Annotated in this window: 11 protein-coding genes and 4 pseudogenes; 7 read left to right on the top strand and 8 right to left on the bottom strand. The window is 69.0% G+C overall.

The window, feature by feature from the left end; translation table 11 throughout:
• Positions 1-28: 28 nt before the first annotated feature.
• Positions 29-229, bottom strand: a complete 201-nt coding sequence (locus tag LUW75_RS08145; RefSeq protein WP_250335023.1) for a DUF397 domain-containing protein — start codon at positions 227-229, stop codon at positions 29-31.
• Positions 135-1,094 carry a helix-turn-helix domain-containing protein gene (locus tag LUW75_RS08140; RefSeq protein WP_250335022.1) on the bottom strand — a complete coding sequence of 320 codons (960 nt, stop codon included), beginning with the start codon at positions 1,092-1,094 and terminating at the stop codon, positions 135-137. Before LUW75_RS08140 ends, LUW75_RS08145 begins: the two co-directional genes overlap by 95 nt.
• 75 nt (positions 1,095-1,169) lie before the next feature.
• Here LUW75_RS08140 and LUW75_RS08135 point away from each other — a divergent pair, with 75 nt between their 5' ends.
• The gene (locus LUW75_RS08135) at positions 1,170-1,415 is read left to right on the top strand and encodes a hypothetical protein (RefSeq protein ID WP_250335021.1); all 246 of its coding nucleotides are present in this window, start codon (positions 1,170-1,172) and stop codon (positions 1,413-1,415) included.
• Positions 1,415-1,633, top strand: coding sequence for a hypothetical protein (locus tag LUW75_RS08130; RefSeq protein WP_250335020.1), 219 nt, complete (start codon positions 1,415-1,417; stop codon positions 1,631-1,633). Before LUW75_RS08135 ends, LUW75_RS08130 begins: the two co-directional genes overlap by 1 nt.
• A 75-nt stretch (positions 1,634-1,708) precedes the next feature.
• Here the strand turns inward: LUW75_RS08130 and LUW75_RS08125 are convergent, their stop codons facing one another.
• Positions 1,709-2,278 (bottom strand): hypothetical protein, encoded by a 570-nt coding sequence (locus LUW75_RS08125; protein ID WP_250335019.1) that lies wholly within the window; start codon positions 2,276-2,278, stop codon positions 1,709-1,711.
• Positions 2,279-2,502: 224 nt separating this feature from the next.
• Between LUW75_RS08125 and LUW75_RS08120 the strand changes: the two genes are divergently transcribed.
• From LUW75_RS08120 to LUW75_RS08110, 3 genes and pseudogenes are all read left to right on the top strand, one after another.
• Positions 2,503-3,357, top strand: coding sequence for a bifunctional methylenetetrahydrofolate dehydrogenase/methenyltetrahydrofolate cyclohydrolase (locus LUW75_RS08120; protein ID WP_250335018.1), 855 nt, complete (start codon positions 2,503-2,505; stop codon positions 3,355-3,357).
• 408 nt (positions 3,358-3,765) lie between these two features.
• The gene (locus LUW75_RS08115) at positions 3,766-4,437 is read left to right on the top strand and encodes a DUF3017 domain-containing protein (RefSeq protein WP_250335017.1); all 672 of its coding nucleotides are present in this window, start codon (positions 3,766-3,768) and stop codon (positions 4,435-4,437) included.
• A gap of 59 nt (positions 4,438-4,496) precedes the next feature.
• Positions 4,497-5,479 (top strand): annotated as a pseudogene (locus LUW75_RS08110) (IS5 family transposase).
• A gap of 230 nt (positions 5,480-5,709) precedes the next feature.
• Here the strand turns inward: LUW75_RS08110 and LUW75_RS08105 are convergent.
• Positions 5,710-6,776 (bottom strand): annotated as a pseudogene (locus LUW75_RS08105) (IS701 family transposase); the annotation flags it as partial.
• 120 nt (positions 6,777-6,896) lie between these two features.
• On the bottom strand, positions 6,897-7,703 hold the full coding sequence (locus tag LUW75_RS08100; protein ID WP_250335015.1) for a transposase family protein: 807 nt from the start codon (positions 7,701-7,703) through the stop codon (positions 6,897-6,899).
• Between the two features lie 1,461 nt (positions 7,704-9,164).
• Here LUW75_RS08100 and LUW75_RS08095 point away from each other — a divergent pair.
• Positions 9,165-10,990 (top strand): annotated as a pseudogene (locus tag LUW75_RS08095) (DNRLRE domain-containing protein); the annotation flags it as partial.
• Positions 10,991-12,880: 1,890 nt separating this feature from the next.
• Here the strand turns inward: LUW75_RS08095 and LUW75_RS08085 are convergent.
• From LUW75_RS08085 to LUW75_RS08075, 3 genes and pseudogenes are all read right to left on the bottom strand, one after another.
• Entirely contained in the window at positions 12,881-13,501 is a 621-nt protein-coding gene (locus LUW75_RS08085) for an SMI1/KNR4 family protein (protein ID WP_168438157.1), read from the bottom strand.
• 458 nt (positions 13,502-13,959) lie between these two features.
• Complete coding sequence (locus tag LUW75_RS24930; RefSeq protein WP_373683292.1) at positions 13,960-14,232, bottom strand: Mu transposase domain-containing protein; 273 nt, start codon at positions 14,230-14,232, stop codon at positions 13,960-13,962.
• A gap of 25 nt (positions 14,233-14,257) precedes the next feature.
• Positions 14,258-15,139, bottom strand: a pseudogene (locus tag LUW75_RS08075) (IS982 family transposase); the annotation flags it as partial.
• 648 nt (positions 15,140-15,787) lie between these two features.
• Between LUW75_RS08075 and LUW75_RS08070 the strand changes: the two are divergent.
• Positions 15,788-16,894, top strand: coding sequence for a hypothetical protein (locus LUW75_RS08070; protein WP_250335012.1), 1,107 nt, complete (start codon positions 15,788-15,790; stop codon positions 16,892-16,894).
• Positions 16,895-16,986: the final 92 nt, after the last annotated feature.

Genomic DNA, 16,986 nt, shown 5'->3' with positions numbered 1-16,986 from the left:
GGCGGCCTCGGCCGTTCCGCCGTACGGGCTACTTGAGCGAGCCGACGAACGCGTCCCAGGCGCCGTCGGAGACGATCAGGGCGGGGTGGTGGGGGTTCTTGCTGTCGCGTACGGGCACGGTGCCGGTGAAGCCGTCAGCGACCTCGACGCACTCCCCGCCCTGCGCGTTGCTGTGGCTGGACTTGCGCCAGACGGCGGCGCTGAGGTCGGGTCGGGATACGTGGGTCACGGTGGTCCTCCATCGCGGATCGGATCAGGCGGGTCGATGCCTCGGGGGACAACGCCTGAGCCAACAAGTGGTCGAATGCTAGGGCGTACTCGGAGACCCGCCTAGCGTGTTCGACCAACTCTCCGGACTGCGAGTTCTCCAAGTACGCAACGGGCTGCCGATCCAGGAACGACAGCACGGTGAGCGCACCGCTCATGACAGCCGGCGCACCTTGCTCGAACGGAAGCACTTGCAGCGTAACGTTCTCCAACTCCGCTGAAACAGCGAGCAGATGGCCAAGCTGCTCACGCATCACCACCGAGCCGCCGACAGGCCGCCGTAGCACGGCTTCATCGATAATGGCCCACAACTTCGTCGGGTCGTCCGGTCGACGCAGAACGCCTTGCCGAGCGAGCCGTGCCGTCAGCAGTCCCTCCAGTCGCTTACCGACGCCGGGGACAGCGTTGCCCAGTAGGGCCCTTGCATAGCCCGGGGTCTGGAGCAACCCATGGACCGTGTGGCCGGAGTACGTCTGAATCTTGTGTGCCTGCGGCTCCAGGTGGATGTACTTCCGCGCCCAGTCCGGGATCGGTGTCCGGACGACGTGGAGCCACAGGTCCACGAGGTCGCCGTCGGCCGCCAGAAGGCGGTCCAGGGCCTCCACGACCTGCTGCGTCGGGGTCTCCGTACCCAGCTCGAACCGGGCGATCATGCTGTGGGCGATCGGGATCATCGCGCCGAGCCGCCGCTGCGTCAGTCCGGCGCCGTGGCGTAACTTCCGCAACTTCGCGCCGAAGAGGGCCGAGAGGGACTCGCTCGGGTCGAGTTCCTTGGCTGTGGGCATGCCTGCTCCCCGATTTCCGTTCACCGCGTCGAAAGTCGTCACCCCTGGTGAACGTACCGCTACCCGACGATGCTGGAGGTGCGGAACGGAGAAGTGGACCGGAAAGGGGAAACGCGCATGGGAAACGCCGAACGGGCGGCGGCCGAGCGGATCAGGGAGGCGGAGGAGGCGTGCGGCGAGCTGCGCGCCGCGCTGTCCGGGGCGGGGGTCACGCTGCCGTCGCTGGGGCTCGACTGCGTCTCGCTGGCCGCCGATCCCCCCTACCCGCTGGTGGAGTTGGGCCGGTGCGCGCCCAGGACGGCCAGGCGGCTCGCGCGGGCGCTGTCGGGGGCGGGCGGCACGGCCCCGGACGGGGGCCGCTGATGTCCCGGCTGACCGTGCGCACCGTGGAGGTCACGGGGGACCAGGTGCGGGTGGGCGACGTGATCGCGGTGGGCGGGCTGCCCCACACGGTGAGCGACGTGCGGCAGGTGCGGCCGGACCGGAGGCGGCTGGAGTTCGAGGACGGCAACGCCTACGTGCTGGTGCGGGGCCGGCTGATCCAGGTGGTGCGGACCTCGCCGTACGCGGCGGGCGGCTGAGAGGGGGTACGGCGAAGGCCGCGACCCCGCCCTCGCGGGCTGGGCACGGCCTTCGCGGATGCCGGTGGAGCCGGTTCAGAAGCGCGGGCGGTTGAACCACGCCGAGGCGCTGCTGTTCACCATGGCGGCGAGGATGATGCCGCCGATGGCGAGGCCGACGACGCCGCCGACGGCGGAGGCGGCCTCACCGGTGGTGAAGTTCGCCAGGCTGAGCAGGATGTACAGCGCCGCGTAGACGATCGTCGTGACGCGCACGCCGTTGCCGCCCTTGCCGAACTTCACCCCGAGGACGATGGCCCACGCGGCGAGCGCCAGCAGGATGAACACGAGCGCGTACCCGAGGCCCGCGAACATGTTGACCTCGTCGTTGCTGCCGTACTCGCTGGCGACACCCTGGGCGGCGGCGATGCCGATCGCCGCGAAGACGCCGAAGAGGATCTGCAGGCCCGCGACGATGAAGAGCAGGACGCGCGCGGCCGTCATCAGGCCGGGCATCTTCATGGGCGCGGCCGGGTAGCCGCCGTAGCCGGGAGCGGCCTGCTGCGGGTAGCCGTAACCGGGCCGGCCCTGCTGCGGGTAGCCGTAACCGGGCTGGCCCTGCTGGGGCTGCTGCCCGTAGGGGTTGTTCGGGTCGCCGAAGCTCATTTCCGGGATTCCTCCGTTGTGCGGGGACGGCGCGGCCATCGCGGAGGAAGAAGGAATCTGTTGGCGTCCGCCTCCCCGGCACTGCCCGCGGCACTCTGCGGATCATCGTCATAAACCTGCGGTAACTTTGTCCAGCTCGTATGCCGAGGTGTTGTGCAAGTGCAACCTGGCACCGGACGGCCCCGGATTGGAACCCGGGAGGGTACATCCGCGAGTATGGGCGCATGAGCGCCCAGATTCTCGACGGCAAGGCTGCGGCCGCAGCGATCAAGTCCGACCTGACCGCCCGGGTGGCGGCCCTGAAGGCCAGGGGCGTCACGCCGGGGCTCGGGACGCTGCTGGTGGGCGACGACGTCGGCAGTCAGAAGTACGTGGCCGGAAAGCACCGCGACTGCGCCCAGGTGGGCATCGCGTCGATCCAGCGCGAGCTGCCCGCGACGGCGACGCAGGAGGACGTCGAGGCGGTGGTCCGCGAGTTGAACGGGGACCCCGCGTGCACCGGCTACATCGTGCAGCTGCCGCTGCCCAAGGGCGTGGACACCAACCGGGTGCTGGAGCTGATGGACCCGGCGAAGGACGCGGACGGCCTCCATCCCATGAACCTCGGGCGGCTGGTCCTGGGCGAGCCCGCGCCGCTGCCCTGTACGCCGGCGGGCATCGTGACGCTGCTGCGGCGGCACGGCGTGGAGATCGCCGGAGCGCACGTGGTGGTGGTGGGGCGCGGCGTGACGATCGGACGCCCGATGCCGCTGCTGCTGACGCGGCGCTCGGAGAACGCGACGGTGACGCAGTGCCACACCGGCACCCGGGACCTCTCCGCCCACCTGCGGCGGGCCGACATCGTGGTCGCGGCGGCGGGCGTGGCGCACCTCATCAAGCCCGAGGACGTCAAGCCGGGCGCGGCCGTGCTGGACGTGGGCGTGAGCCGTGACGAGAACGGCGTGATCATGGGCGACGTGCACCCGGGCGTGCGCGAGGTGGCCGGCTGGGTCGCCCCGAACCCGGGCGGCGTCGGCCCGATGACGCGGGCGCAACTGCTGGTGAACGTCGTCGAGGCGGCCGAGCGCGCGGCGCTCTGACCCCGGAGAGGCCACCCCATGCCGAACGACGGATCCGGGCCCGCGGACCCCGCCCACGCGGGTACGACACCTCCCGCCCCGGAGGCGGACGCCGGTCCGGACGCCGCGGCCCCCTGCGCCGCCGGCCGTACCGCGGCGGGAGCGGCCGCGGCGCCCACGGCGTCCGGTGACGACGCGCCCACCGCGACCTCACACGGGACCGGTGCCGGGTCCGCCGGCGGTGCCGGTCCGGAGGAGGCCGGTACCGACCCCGGCACCCCCGAAGGGACCGGCACCCCCGAAGGGACCGGTGTCCCCGAAGGGACCGGTGTCCCCGAAGGGACCGGTGTCCCTGACGGGGCTGGTGTCCCTGACGGGGCTGGTGTCACCGAAGGGGCCGGCACCCCCGAAGGGGCCGGCGCCCCCGATGTGGATGCCGATGCCGCCGACGCCGCCGTAGGGGCGGAGACGGTCGTCGGGGCGGGGGCCGGTGCCGGACTGCTCGCGGCGGCCGGCGCCGCCGTGGCCGGTGCCGTGATGGTCTCCGGGCATCCGGGGGGCGGGCCGGTACGGGCCGGGGCGCCGTCGGGGCGCGGCCCTGCCGGGGACGGCACGACCGGAGGCGCGGGCCGCCGGGAGACCGACGACGAGGACCCGGACGCCGTACCGGAGACCGGTACCGAGGAGGACGCGTCCGCGCCGGGCGCCTCGCGGCGGCCGCCCGCGGTGACCGAGGGAACCGTTCGACCCGAGGGAGGCGGACGGGCGGCCCCCGGTGACGCGCCCGCTCCCGCCCGGCAGTGGCCGCTGCTCACCGTCCTCGGGCTCACCGCCCTCGGATTGCTGATCATCGGGATCGACCCGTTCCTGCACGCGCCCCGGATCGGGGCGCTGCTGGTCGGCGCCGCGCTGCTGGCGGGCGCCGGGATGCGGCGTGCACTGCCGTCCGTCGGGATGCTCGCCGTACGGTCCCGGTTCACCGACATGATCACGTACGGGGTGCTGGGCGGCTGCATCGTCCTCTTCGCCCTGATGACCCAGCCGAAGCCGTGGCTGGAGATCCCGTTCCTCAAGGAGGTCGTCCGCTTCACCGTGCGCTAGGGGCTGTCTCTTGTTGTGATCAAGCACGGGGATGGGTGCCGGTCCGGTAGGACTGTGGTGTGACGCGTGCGCAACTCACGGACCAAGAGTGGGAGTTCATCGGGCCGTTCCTGCCGGTCGGCAGGTTCGGCCCGTACCCCGAGCGGCTGCGTGAGCAGTTCGAAGGGGTGATCTGGCGGTTCCGGACCGGCAGCCAGTGGAGGGAGATGCCCGAGCGGTTCGGCGCCTGGCAGACCGTCTACAACCGCTTCATGCGATGGCGGGACGCGGGCGTCTTCCAGGCCCTGCTGGACGAAGCGATCGCCGAAGCCGCCCGCAGGGACGAGATCGACATGTCCCTGGTCAGCGTGGACTCCACCACCACGCGGGCCCATCACGACGCCGCCGGCATGCGGGTCAGCGAACAGACCCTGTCCGCACTCGAGGAGGCGGCCGTGCAAAAGGGGGAGCGTCGAAGGGACAAGACGGGCAGGACAGCGAAAGCGATCCGGTCCGCGCCGAACGCCAACGCATCCGCTTACGACGGCGGGCCCGGCTGAAGGCCGCCCTCCTCGGGCGGTCCCGCGGCGGGCTGACCAGCAAGATTCACCTGGCCGCCGACCGGCGCTGCCGGCCGATGGCCCTCCTTCTGACCGCCGGGCAGGCTGGCGACAGCCCCCACTTCATCCCGGTGCTGAGCAAGGTGCGGGTCCGTCTGCCCGTCGGCCGTCCCCGCACCCGGCCCGCCGCCGTGGCCGGTGATAAGGCCTACTCCTCCCGCGCCAACCGAGCCCACCTGCGCAAACGCCGCATCAAGGCGGTCATCCCGGAGAAGAAGGACCAGGCCGCCAACCGCAGGAAGAAAGGCAGCCGGGGCGGCAGGCCCGTCACCCACAATGCCGATCTCTACCGCGACCGCAACACGGTCGAGCGGGCCATCAACAGGATGAAGGACTGGCGCGGCATCGCGACCCGCTACGACAAGACACCCGAGAGCTACCTCGCCGGACTCCATCTCCGCGCAGCGACCATCTGGATCAGCAGCCTCCTGAAAGCCCAATGATCACAACTGGAGACAGTCCCTAGTACTCCAGCAGGACTTTGCTGTCTGATCTGCGGGTTTCGTCGGGCGGCTGGAGTGTAGCGGGGCTTCGATCACGCGGGGGTGGTCTCATGGAGACCGCCCCTCGATCGTGCGACAACGCCCCAGGCAGTGACAGCGGCGGGCAACTGCTTGGCGTCGGCGGCGCCAGTTCGACCAGCTCAGCGCGTGATGTCGTCCTCGATGTCCGTTCAGGTGCGGGGGCCGGGCACGACAAGCGGCCAGGAGTCGCCGAACCTCCGCCACTGTGAGCTCGATGGCCCCGGCTGTCCCACCTGCTCCGCCCCTTTTTCCCGGGCCTGGTGTGTCGTGGCGGCCAGGAAAGCGTGCGCGAGCATGGCCAGAGTGATGTGCCGGTACCAGCCCGCGCAGCGGCGGACCTCGTACTGGTCCAGGCCGCATTCGTTCTTCGGGGCTGGGAGCACTCCTCGATCGCCCACCGGCTGCCGGCGATCCGGGCCAGCTCCTGGACGGTGACCTGAAGGGGTGTGTAGGCGATGTAGGAGGCGATCTCGTCGGGCTTGCTGATGCCGCGCCGGGCCAGTGCCCACCGCATCCGGTGAGGGACCTCGGCCTGATAGTCGGATTCAGCGACGGCCGGCAGCCTCACCGCTGCCCAGTGGGAGACGCGGGGTCCCTTCGCGCCGTCGCCGCATGAAATCTTCTCCCACGCTTCGTCCGGGACCTGTGTGAACAGAACCTCAATCCGCGAACAGTCCACACTGAATTGGGACTTGGAGACGGCCAGCGCATGGTCGACACCCGACTGTTCCAGCAGTCGGCGGAATCGGTTGTCCTGACCGTAGGCGGAATCCGCGGTGACCCAGGTAATGGGCAGCGGCGAGGCGAGGGCCCGCAGCACCATGTGCCGGGCCAGTTCGCCCTTGGTGGCGAACTCCCGCTCGTCGGGAACCCCTGCGGTGCGACAGCGTTCCCGGTCCTCGGTCCAGGACTTCGGGAGGTAGAGCTCACGGTCGACCAAAGCCCGGTCACGGGCGGAGGCGTAGGCGGCGAAGACGCCGATTCGGCAATTCTCGGTCCGGCCGGCGGTTCCGGAGTACTGGCGCTGTACCCCGGCTGAGGTAGTGCCCTTGATGAACCCGGTGTCGTCGATGATCAGAATGCCGTCGGTCTCGCCGAGCTTGCCTGCGACGTATGCCTGCAGGTCGTCGCGGATGTCATCGGACTCCCACTTCGATCCAGCGAGGAGGTGCTGCAACCCGTCGGGCATGCGGTGGCCTGCCTGTTCAACCGCCTCCTCGTCGAGGTCGTTGATGTGCTCGCCCGCTGTCTCCGGCGCTTCCCGGACACGTTCCAGGACACCGTATTCGGAATGAAGAAGTTGGTCGACCGCTCATTGACGTTTTCTCAGCGGTTGTCACTTCCATGAGTTGTTGAGGACGAGTGCGGCTTGGGCGATGCGTCCGATCCGGCTGGGGCTGAGCGTGACGTGCTGCAGCGCGCGCCAGCGCTGCTTGAGTTCAGCGGCGGCCCGTTCGCCCAGGGCCCGGATGCCGCGCAGGAGCCGGTTGTGGGCGCGGTTGTCCGGCGCGAGCGGGGAAGCGATGTCGGGGTGCGGACGGAACGGGGTGTGGATGCCCTTGCCGGCGCCGGTGTAGCCGACGTCGGCCAGCGTCGGCAGACCGGCGCGGGCCGCCGCGTACAAGGCGGGCAGGGCATGGATGCGGGCGGCACGCAGGCCGTGGACGGATCCGGGTTCGACGTCGGAGACCCACAGCGGGGTGCCGTCGGGTGCGGCCACGAACTGGATGTTCCCGGCGAAGTGCCGAGCCTTGCCGGAGTACCACAGGTCGTTGCCCTTCTCGGTAGTCCCGGCGACACGGTCGCAGGAGATCAGGGTGCCGTCCAGCACCACGTGGCTCATCTGCCGCGCGCGGCAGCGGTCCAGCACCTCCTGCAGCTCGGGGGCCTGGTCGGCCAGGACGTCGATCGCCTCGTGGAGGTAGCGGTAGCCGGTGGCCTGCGAGATTCCCGCATCGCGGGCCAGGCAGTGCACGCAGCCGGCCTCGCGGAACCAGCGCAGCACGAAGACGGCCTGCCGGAACGGGCTCAACGCCCGGGAGCCCTTCGGGGTGCCGATCCGGCGGCGGTGGCCGGCCAGCAGCCGGGCCACGTATTCCACCACGTGGCGCGGGACGTCGAGCATGGCAACATAGGTGACCAACGTGAAGCCTCTGGTGCAACGGACGATCTTGTGGTGAGAACTGTCCTACCAGAGGCTTCACGTCTGTCCGCACCCGGGCCACCGCTGTCCGACCCAACCCTTAACGCCCTGATCAACCCACTTCCCGAAGATTATTTCGCTGAGAAAACGTCAGTGAAGGTCCGTGCTGTTCTTGGTCGACCTGCCCGGTCGGTAATCTGAAGGAGCGCGGCTCCGGCTGTGTAGCACTCAAAAGGATTTGCCGGGGTGCTCATCCCGGCCGTGTCCAGGGAGGGTGCGAGATCGACACCATAGTGGGCGGCGCGGAGCATCTCGGCAACGTGGCTGGCATGGCGACCTGGTCGGCGACCGGGGTGGCGGTGGGAAGCCGGTGGCGTCGGCCGTGCCAGTCCTCGATCTGCCGGAAACCGGCATGCTTGAGGATCATGGCGGAAAGGCCATCGTTGGCGCCTTTTCCCACGACGCTGCCGCTGAGTTCGGAGGAGATGGTGATTTAAGAGACGGGCACGTGAGTTCCCTGAGCGTGGGAGAGGTGGGTGGGGATTGATGCGCAGGCGTCACAGATCGGCGCCAAGACGCTGGTATTCGGCTTGCAATCAAGGACAGCGCTATAGGTGTTGTATGGACCGTCGTCCTCATCGGCGAACAGGGGGCTGGGTGGTTGAAGCGGCAGAGAGAGGGTCTGCCGAACCTGCGATTTGCCCCGGCCGGAGATCGCTGGTGGTCGCTGCTGCTCGCCTGTGATTCGGACCGTCGGCGGGAAAGGTGGGAGCGGGTGTGTCCCTGACACAGGTGAGAACGGTGTGTCGTCCAATCCGGCAGGGCCGATCGGCCCGTGCAGTGCGGATGTATCCGAAGGCAGGGCAGGGTTGACGGCGAGCCTGGGGCAGGGCTGCGACCGGTAGTCGCCTTCGATGTCGAGGTGCAGTCGACGGTTTCAGCCAAAGAACGTCACTTTAAATGGTGATTTGGGTTCTGTCTGATGGTTTGGTGCTCATTCTCCCGTCATGCGTGATTCGGGCATGCGATTTTCGCGAATCGGGGGTCGGAGAGCGGTAATGCGTGTTCTTTGCCCTGTGTCGAGGCGTAATCAACTCGATGTTTGAGGCCTCAACCCCTTGCGAGATAGACGTCGTCGCTGTTGTTACTCCCGAGTTCCTTCGGGTGACTGAAAGTGCACTAGTGCCTTCCGCCTGACGTGCATAGCGTCCTTCGACTGTGTGCCCTGCACGCATACCCGAATTCCCCTGAGGAAGGTTTCACTTCGTGTCTCCTGACACACAGTTCTCCAGGTCCTTACGACGCAGACGAATATTCCGCACGGCTATCGCGGCAGCTCTGCTGCTGACTGCCGAGGCCGCGTTCACCGCCGGCGGTGCAGCCGTTGCGGCACCTGTCGGACCGCAGGCGGCAGCGCCCCAGACTCGTCAGCCGTCGGAAGAGGAGGTCCTTGCTTCCGACATGGCCTGGGCCGCTCAGCACGCCAAGGGCTCCAAGGCGTGGGCGGTCCTGGAAGCGAAGAAGACCGGCAAGAAGGTCGTCGTCACCGACGAGACGACCCCTACCGCCTACACGGTCGCGAACCCTGACGGGTCGCTGACCACCGAACTCACCACTGGCCCCGAGCGGGTATGGCGTGACGGAGAGTGGCGGAAGGTCGATGCCACCCTCGCCCCCACTGCCGACGGCGGTGTCACGGCCAAGAGTCATCCCAAGGGGCTGCGCCTGGCGGGCCGGGGGGGAACGAAGGCGTCGTCCTTGGCCGCGGCCAGGAACGCGGCCGCACGAGACCTGGTCACGCTGGGAAGCGGAGACGAGGCGGTCACCCTGCAGTGGAAGGGCGGTCTGCCCGCCCCCGTCCTGAACGGCACCACGGCCCGCTACCCAGATGCGGCTCCTGGGGCTGACGTGGTCATCGAGGCGACCCGTACCGGCTTCGAGCAGTTCGTCGAGATCGCCGAACGGCCGAGTGCCGGCGATTACTCCTACACACTGCCGGTCAGAGCCAAGGGCCTGACCGCGAAGGCCAACGACGACGGATCAGTCTCCTTCGCCGACGCCAGGACCGGCGAGGTGCGGGCGACGATGCCGGCCCCCGTGATGTGGGACGCATCCGTCGACGAGCGCTCCGGTAAGCACGAGAACCGGGCCCGTGTGGGGATGAAGGTCGTCGACAAGGGCCACGGTGTCGTGGACCTGGTCGTCACCCCCGATGCGAAGTTCCTCGCCGATCCGAAGACGACGTACCCCGTGACGGTCGACCCGTCGACCTCGGTCCTGGGGAACCTCTTCGACACCTATGTGCAGCAGGGCGAGACGGTCGACTGGTCGGCCGACACCGAGCTCAACCTCGGCAACCCCGGCACGAAGAACCCGGACGGCACCTACCGCACCGCCCGATCCTTCATCACCTGGAACACCGCCCCCATCGCGGACGCCCTCGTCTCCTCGGCGACCCTGTCGCTGTGGAACTTCCACTCCGGCAACACCGACTGCACCGCCCAGCCCTGGGAAGTGTGGACGGCGAACAACGCCAGTACCTCCAGCCGCTGGACCAACCAGCCTGCCATGGCCGCAAAGTACGCCACCTCCACTGCGACCCGCGGCAACCCCGATTGCAGCGCCGCGGACGGGTGGATCACCGCGGACGTCACCACCTCGCCCAATACTGGGCCGGCCAGAAGTGGAACGCCTCCGGCATGGGGCTGCGGGCCTCCAACGAGGGCGACGCCCTGGAGTGGAAGCGGGTCAACTCCGCGAACAACACCGCCAACCAGCCCAAGCTGACGGTCACCTATAACTACCGCCCCTCGGACGGCACGAACCGACAGGCCGGATCCCCGTTCAAGTCTTACGCCGGCGTGTGGGCGGTCAACACGACCACCCCGGTTCTGCGGGACACGTTCACCGACCAGGACGGCGACCAGGTCAACGGCACCTTCCAGGTCTACGACGCCGCCACCAACACCCCCATCACCACCCCTCTCGGCGAGGGGCTGCTCCTGTCCCCGTACGGGGCACAGGGCAAGCCGGTGAGCGTCACCGTCCCCGCCGGACAGCTCAAGGACGGCCGGACGTACAAGTTCCGCACCAACGCCTACGACGGCACCCACTACAACCTCGCCTGGTCCCCCTGGACCCAGTTCGTCGTCGACACCACCGCCCCGGCGGTTCCGGCCTCGGTCACGTCCCCCACCTACCCGGAGAACTGGGGAGGCGGCAGCGCCGGCACGCCGGGCACGTTCAACGTCTCCACGGGAACGACCGACGCCAACACCGTCCAGTACCGTGTCGACCCGTACGACGAGGACGGCCCCACCACGGGCTGGCAGACCGTCGCGGCCACCAGCACCCAGACCGCGGCGTTCACGGCGGCACCGGCCCAGGACGGCAACCACCAGATCCAGATTCGCAATATGGACCGCGCGACGAACGTCGGGCCGATCCGCGACTACGGATTTACCGTCGGCAACCGGGACTACAACCGGGCGCAGAAGGTCGACATCAAGCTGCCGGCCCCGAACGTGAACGCCCCGGACCCGGCCTACCTGGACGGTCCGCTGCCGGCGTGGAACTGGAAGGGCTGGGGCGACCAGACGGCCCGCTCCGCCCAGACCCCCGCACTGCAGAAGCGCGAGTTCACGTCCGGTGACATGACCATCACCCTCACGCCCAAGAAGCAGCGCTCCCTGGCGGGAACCCGGGAGGCGGCCCGCGAGCAGCAGTCGGCCGAGGCCCAGGCCGCCGACTACCCGGACCCGATCGTCACCGACACGTGGTGCCAGCCCAGTCTGTACGGTGAGGCGCAGAAGTCGCTGTTCACCCGTGACGAGGCATGCGTGTTCATCGACGCGAAGTTCACCGCGGAGACGAAGGTGCTGCCGGGCGTGGACCCGATCCGCTACGAGGCACTCTTCGAAGTCGCCTACATGGTGAAGGTCGACCGGAACGGCAACACCATCAAGACGTGGATCCAGTGGAACCCGATCAGCAACACGTTCCCCGCCGAGGACTTCGCTGTCCTGCTCGACACCGCCGACGTGGACGACTATCTCGTCTCCACCTGCTTCGGTTCCGCCTGCGACGGTCCGAAGCCGTTCGACTGGTACGGCAACACGTACTGGAAGGGCGGCAACAAGGCGCCGAACCAGCCCAACGACAACCACATGCTGACCGGTACGGCGACGCACACGTGGAACGGCAACGTCACCAACGCGGCCGGCACCAAGGACGTCGACCTGTCGGCGGACCTGCCGGTATACTTCGCCGGCATGTTCGACACCGGTGTCGAGCCGCCGCCGCTGCCGGACGGCAGCAAGGGCGAATGGCAGGACCGGACCGGCCCGTTCACCTCTCCGAAGGTCAACGTCCGCTGCGACAAGGTCAGGACCTACGGCGCCCCCGGTTGTGTCCTCAAGGACTACATCCCCGGCTATGCCTTCAACACCGCGAAGTATCCGGCCGCGGCCGCTCACACCTGGCTGATCCAGAACAAGAGCGTGCCGAACCGCCTTCTCGGCGCCACGCCCATCCGGCCGCTCCACTTCATCCCCGGCGATCCGGCCCGCGTCGCATCCGGCTGGGACAAGGAGAACTCCCGGAAGGTGATGTGCGCCAAGTCCCGGTCCAAGCGCACCGACGGCTGGGTGCCGAACATCCTGTTCCTCAACCATCCGAAGACCTTCATGCACCCGGAACTCGCGAGCACCGGGACCCCGGACCAGGTCTCTTGCGACGAGTACCCCTTCGCGTCCACCTATGAGTCTCCGGGCATGCCCGCCCCCGACGGTCTGAACCCGGCCGGAGCGGGAGGCGGCGGCGAGTGCATCCAGACCGTCGCCGCCAAGACCGACGACGGCACGGAGCACCTGCTCGACGACACCCGTTACGACGCGCCGACCTGGGCCGAGAAGTGCGGCCGGTCCTCGATGTCCAAGTACGTCAACTCCGGTTCCATGGAACGCATGGGCGTGGTGGGCAACCCACCGTTCCCTGTCGGCATGCGGCTCCTGGACAAGGACGCGTTCTACGTCGACCCGGGCAACGACTGGTTCGACGGCTGTGACCCCATGCTGGACACCGTGAAGTGCGAGATGGCCAAGCCGTAGCCGACCGCCGCAGCACGGCGGAGCCCCGGGCCTGCAGGCCCGGGGCTCCGTCACGTCGTCCAAGGTCGGTCAGCGCACGGGAACCCACTCCACCGATGCCGGCGCAGTCCCGCCAGGACGCTCCCACAGCAGGCAGCCCGCAGCCAGGCCCGGAACTTTGTGTGGATCCTCCGCGAACGGCCCGTGCCCCGACTCCAGGCAATCGGCGACGGCCGTCAGGTAGCCCGTGATCGTCCCGTACGGCAGGGGCCAGAACTCCGGAGGGTTGGAGAACCGGCCCACCTGCCCTCCCTCCGTATCCACGTACAGCCCGTAGAACCCGTCGTCGTCCCCGGCCCACGGCACACGGGTGCGCAACGCCGCGTCGCCGATCCCCGGTCCGGGATTCGCATAGAGAGTGTGCGCTTGCCGCATCTGCTCGAGGGAATAGAGCGCACCATGCGGAAGGAACGCGGCCGGGTTCAGCTCGCCCTCCTCATCACCCTCCACCTCACACCACTCCGTCCCGTTGTGCAGCCCCAGTAGAGCCCGCAGTTCTCCGGGAAAGGCCACGTGCATGCCCGCTTCCGTGGCGGCGATCTCCGCTTCGGAAGCAGGCGCCCCGAGCGCCTGGTACGACATGGGAGCGTGCTTGCGCAGCCATGCCCCGACGCGGTCGAACGCGACCTCCACCTGGTCCTGTTCGCTCACTCTGTCTTCCTCCTTCGGGCCGGTGGGTGAGAGACCGTACGCGCATCCGTGCCGAACCATGGCGTTCTGGACGATGTGCCGACAGCGTTCAGTTCCCGGCCGACGTTCCGTCGAAGCACAACCGGAACGTGATCCGAGGCGGCGCGGAGGTTGGACTCGGGGACGCACGGTGGCGAGTGGCGGAGTTCTCGCATGTCATCTGGTCCACGTCACACGCAGGGAAATCCGCATGCGCACCGCTGCAGCGCGGAGCGGAGACGACTGCTGCCGGAACCGACGTGTCGGGCCCGGCCGGGCTGGTCTCCAGACTGCTGTTGATCGCTTCGGTCGCCGTGTAGCCGACAGCACTCACCATCAGGACCGCCATCGTGAACACCCGTGTCGACCGCGACACTCCACAGCCCCTTTCCCACTGTCATGGGCATACTCGGTCAGCTTACAAAGGCGGTTGTCCCTCATCAGGATGCTCGAACGGCGCGGTTCTGCATCAGTGAGTCAGAAGCGGAGGTTCCGACGACGCGGACCCCGCGGCCAACCGCCCGCAGATGGGTGGACGGCAGCGTCTCGCCACTGGCGTCGGCGACGGTCGAGTGCAGCATGACCTGCGGTTTCGTGGCCCGGATCTCCACCAGCTGACGCGGGCGGACCTTGCGGGCGGGCACCGGGTAGAGGTTGCCGCCGAAGGCGACCAAGCAGTCCTTGCCGACCGGCCGCAGATGCCGCTCGGTCACTAGATGGATGAGTCCGATGTTCTCGGTGGTCGCAGGTGATCAGTGATCGTTTGACTGTGGCTCCGGTGGTCCAGTTGTGCCAGATGCCGGCGGCCAGGGCGAGGAGGCGTCGGCCGGTGCGGGCGAAGACTCCGGCCGGGGTTCTGCCACCGTGTCGTTCGAGGCCGAGCCGGCCTTCGAGGGTGTCGATGACGGCCTCGATCCACTGCCGGACCCGGGCGGTCTTCCCGTACCGGACCGGTTCGTCCTTGCGGTCCGGCCGCACGAGGTGGGCGCCCAGGCGCTCGCTGACGAAGGTCTCGAACTCCTTCCCGGCGAAGCCCCTGTCGGCGAGGACCACCTGCCCCGCGCGGACGAGGTGGTGGTCGCACTGCGGTAACGCGGCCGTCACCTCCGGCTCGCCGATCTCGGGGTCGGCCAGGCGCCAGGTGACGGGCATGCCCTGCGCGGCGGTGAGGAGGTAGAGCCGAAAGCCCCAGAAGAAGCGGGAGTGGCTGCGGCGGTATCCGTAGCCGCAGTGCCCGGCCAGTTCGGAGCGTTTGACCGTCTCCCGGAAGGCCGCGCAGGGCAGCGGGGTGGAGCCGATCAGCCGCAGGTCGTCGTTCCAGGTCGGCACCTGCCGGGCCAGGGCCTCGATCACGTGGCTGATCAGCGGCCCGGCCGCGTTGAGTCGCTTGTTGTAGGCCGACTGCTGGGGCAGGTAGCGGAAGAGGTGCCCCAGCCGGGCATGGGCGAAGCGGATGAAGTGCCGGGCCGAGGGAAACCCGAGCAGGACCTGGGTCACCGCCAGACACAACAACTCGGCGTCCGTCAGTTTCGGAGGTCGCCCGATCCGGCGACGAGGAGCCGCATGGTCGTCGATGAACATGTGCAGTGCCGCCAGAAGGGCGTCCAGGTTCGTCTTCACGCACTGACCAACGGGCGCCCTTCGCCATAGTCGCGACCAGCACAGACATCGGACTCATTCATCCAGGGGGAGCGGGCCCGGCGTTCCCGTCACCGCAGGTGATCGGGGCGCACTCCCGGCCGGGGACGCCGGGTCCCCGGCCGGGGCGCCGACGGCCCGGGCGCACCGGTGTACCGGCGGCGAGGGCCGTAGCCGCTGTCGGTGCGGGCGGAGACGCCGGCGGGGGCCCGCTGCCTCATCCGTCTCCGCCGTGTCCGCAGCCCGGTCCCTCCTGCCAGCCCGCTGTGCCCGGTCCTACCAGCCTCCTGTGCCCGGTCCCTGCCTGCCGCAGGTTCCCGCGCCGACCGTCCGGTGCCGCGGTCCGCTCGTGACGCGACCCGCGCCCCCTGACCGCCGCTACGGCACGCCGGGATGTCCCGGACTGCTGGCCTCGCGGTCGTCAACCGTGCCGCGCCTCGGAGTTGGCCGCCTCGGATCAGAAGCGGATCTCTCGGCGAGGAGCTGGGAATCGGTCATCCGGCATCGTCGGCGTGGCCAATATGCGCTCTTTTTCAAGGAGTTGACCGGTTGTGCCACGAGTCATGCTCCCCTTCGGGCACCATGCGCAGAGGAGTCAATTGATTACCCGAAGTGACAGACAGGGGAAAGATGTCCAGGAAGCCCGATCTCGCGCAGATGCTGACCATGGTGCACAACGCCGTCCTGCACGGGGACCAGGGGTTGCGGGAGACCCTCACCGAGAACTTCGACAAGATCGACGACTCCAATCGGACCACTCAGGCGGCGACTTCTCGAGCCGTCACCGAGGGACTCACCCGCGTCACCGACGAGCTCAACCGGATGCGCAAGGACTTCCACAGCACCATCAGGCTCAATTCCGGTGCTGACGCTTTCACCAGCAAAGCCGAGGAGGCCATCGGCTCGTTGCGCGCCGAGTTGACGGAACTGCGTACCACCCTCGATCACCTCGGTACCCTCTCCCTCCCCGGTCAGGCGCACGCTCCCGCCCTACCCGGCGCGACCGCCACCGCGGTCGACCTCGAAGACGAGGGCGCGGTCCTCCGGTCCGGGATCCCCGCACAGCGCGGTACCGACCAGGAAAACCACGCCTCCGATCCCCTCCTCGGGCCCGGGGGCGATTCCTCTGCCGGGGAGGAGGGGACACAGGACCCAGCCGCCGCGACCGGTGCGGCGGACGTGCAGGAGGGCCGCGGAGCCGGACCGGACGAAGAACGGGCAGCGGCAGAGGCCGCGCCGGGAGCGGTGCCGTCGGTGGAGTCCGTACGCCGGGCCGTTCACGAGGTCCTCGTAGCCGAACTCGGCCCCTTCCACGAGCGGCTCACCGCTTCGGCCGCTCCCGCCGGAGCCGAGGACCGAGGCGGCGATGCCGCCGACCGGCTGCGTGAGACGGTGCGGGAAGCCGTCGAGCAGGTCAAGGGTGATCTCGCCACCACCCTGGAGGAAGTTCGTACCGGACTCGCCTCCCTGACGCAGGAGCTTGCCGGCCTGCGCACGGTGGTCGACCGGTTCCAGGATCACTCCGCCGGAGCCTCCGATCCGGTGCGGGTGAGCACGGAGCACACCGCCCTGCTGCGGACCGCGGCCCGCATCTCCTCCGCGGACCTGCGCTGCCACCGTGACACCTGGGAGTTCCTCACCACCCACACCGCGGGCCACCCGCACTTCCGCGTTCCGCCGCGCGTTACCGACGAGGCCGACGAGCGGGTCTTCACCCCCTGTCCGGCCGTTCCCTGATCGCGCTGCTGATCAGCCTGCACGCCATCACCGGCACTGCGCCGGACGGCAGCGGCGACCGGGAGTTCGCCACCACGCTCTACGAGCGGATC

Source organism: Streptomyces sp. MRC013 (assembly GCF_023614235.1).
In the GTDB taxonomy this organism is placed as follows: domain Bacteria; phylum Actinomycetota; class Actinomycetes; order Streptomycetales; family Streptomycetaceae; genus Streptomyces.
Note: the sequence above shows the minus strand (reverse complement) of the source record. Positions and strands in the feature narration are given on the sequence as shown.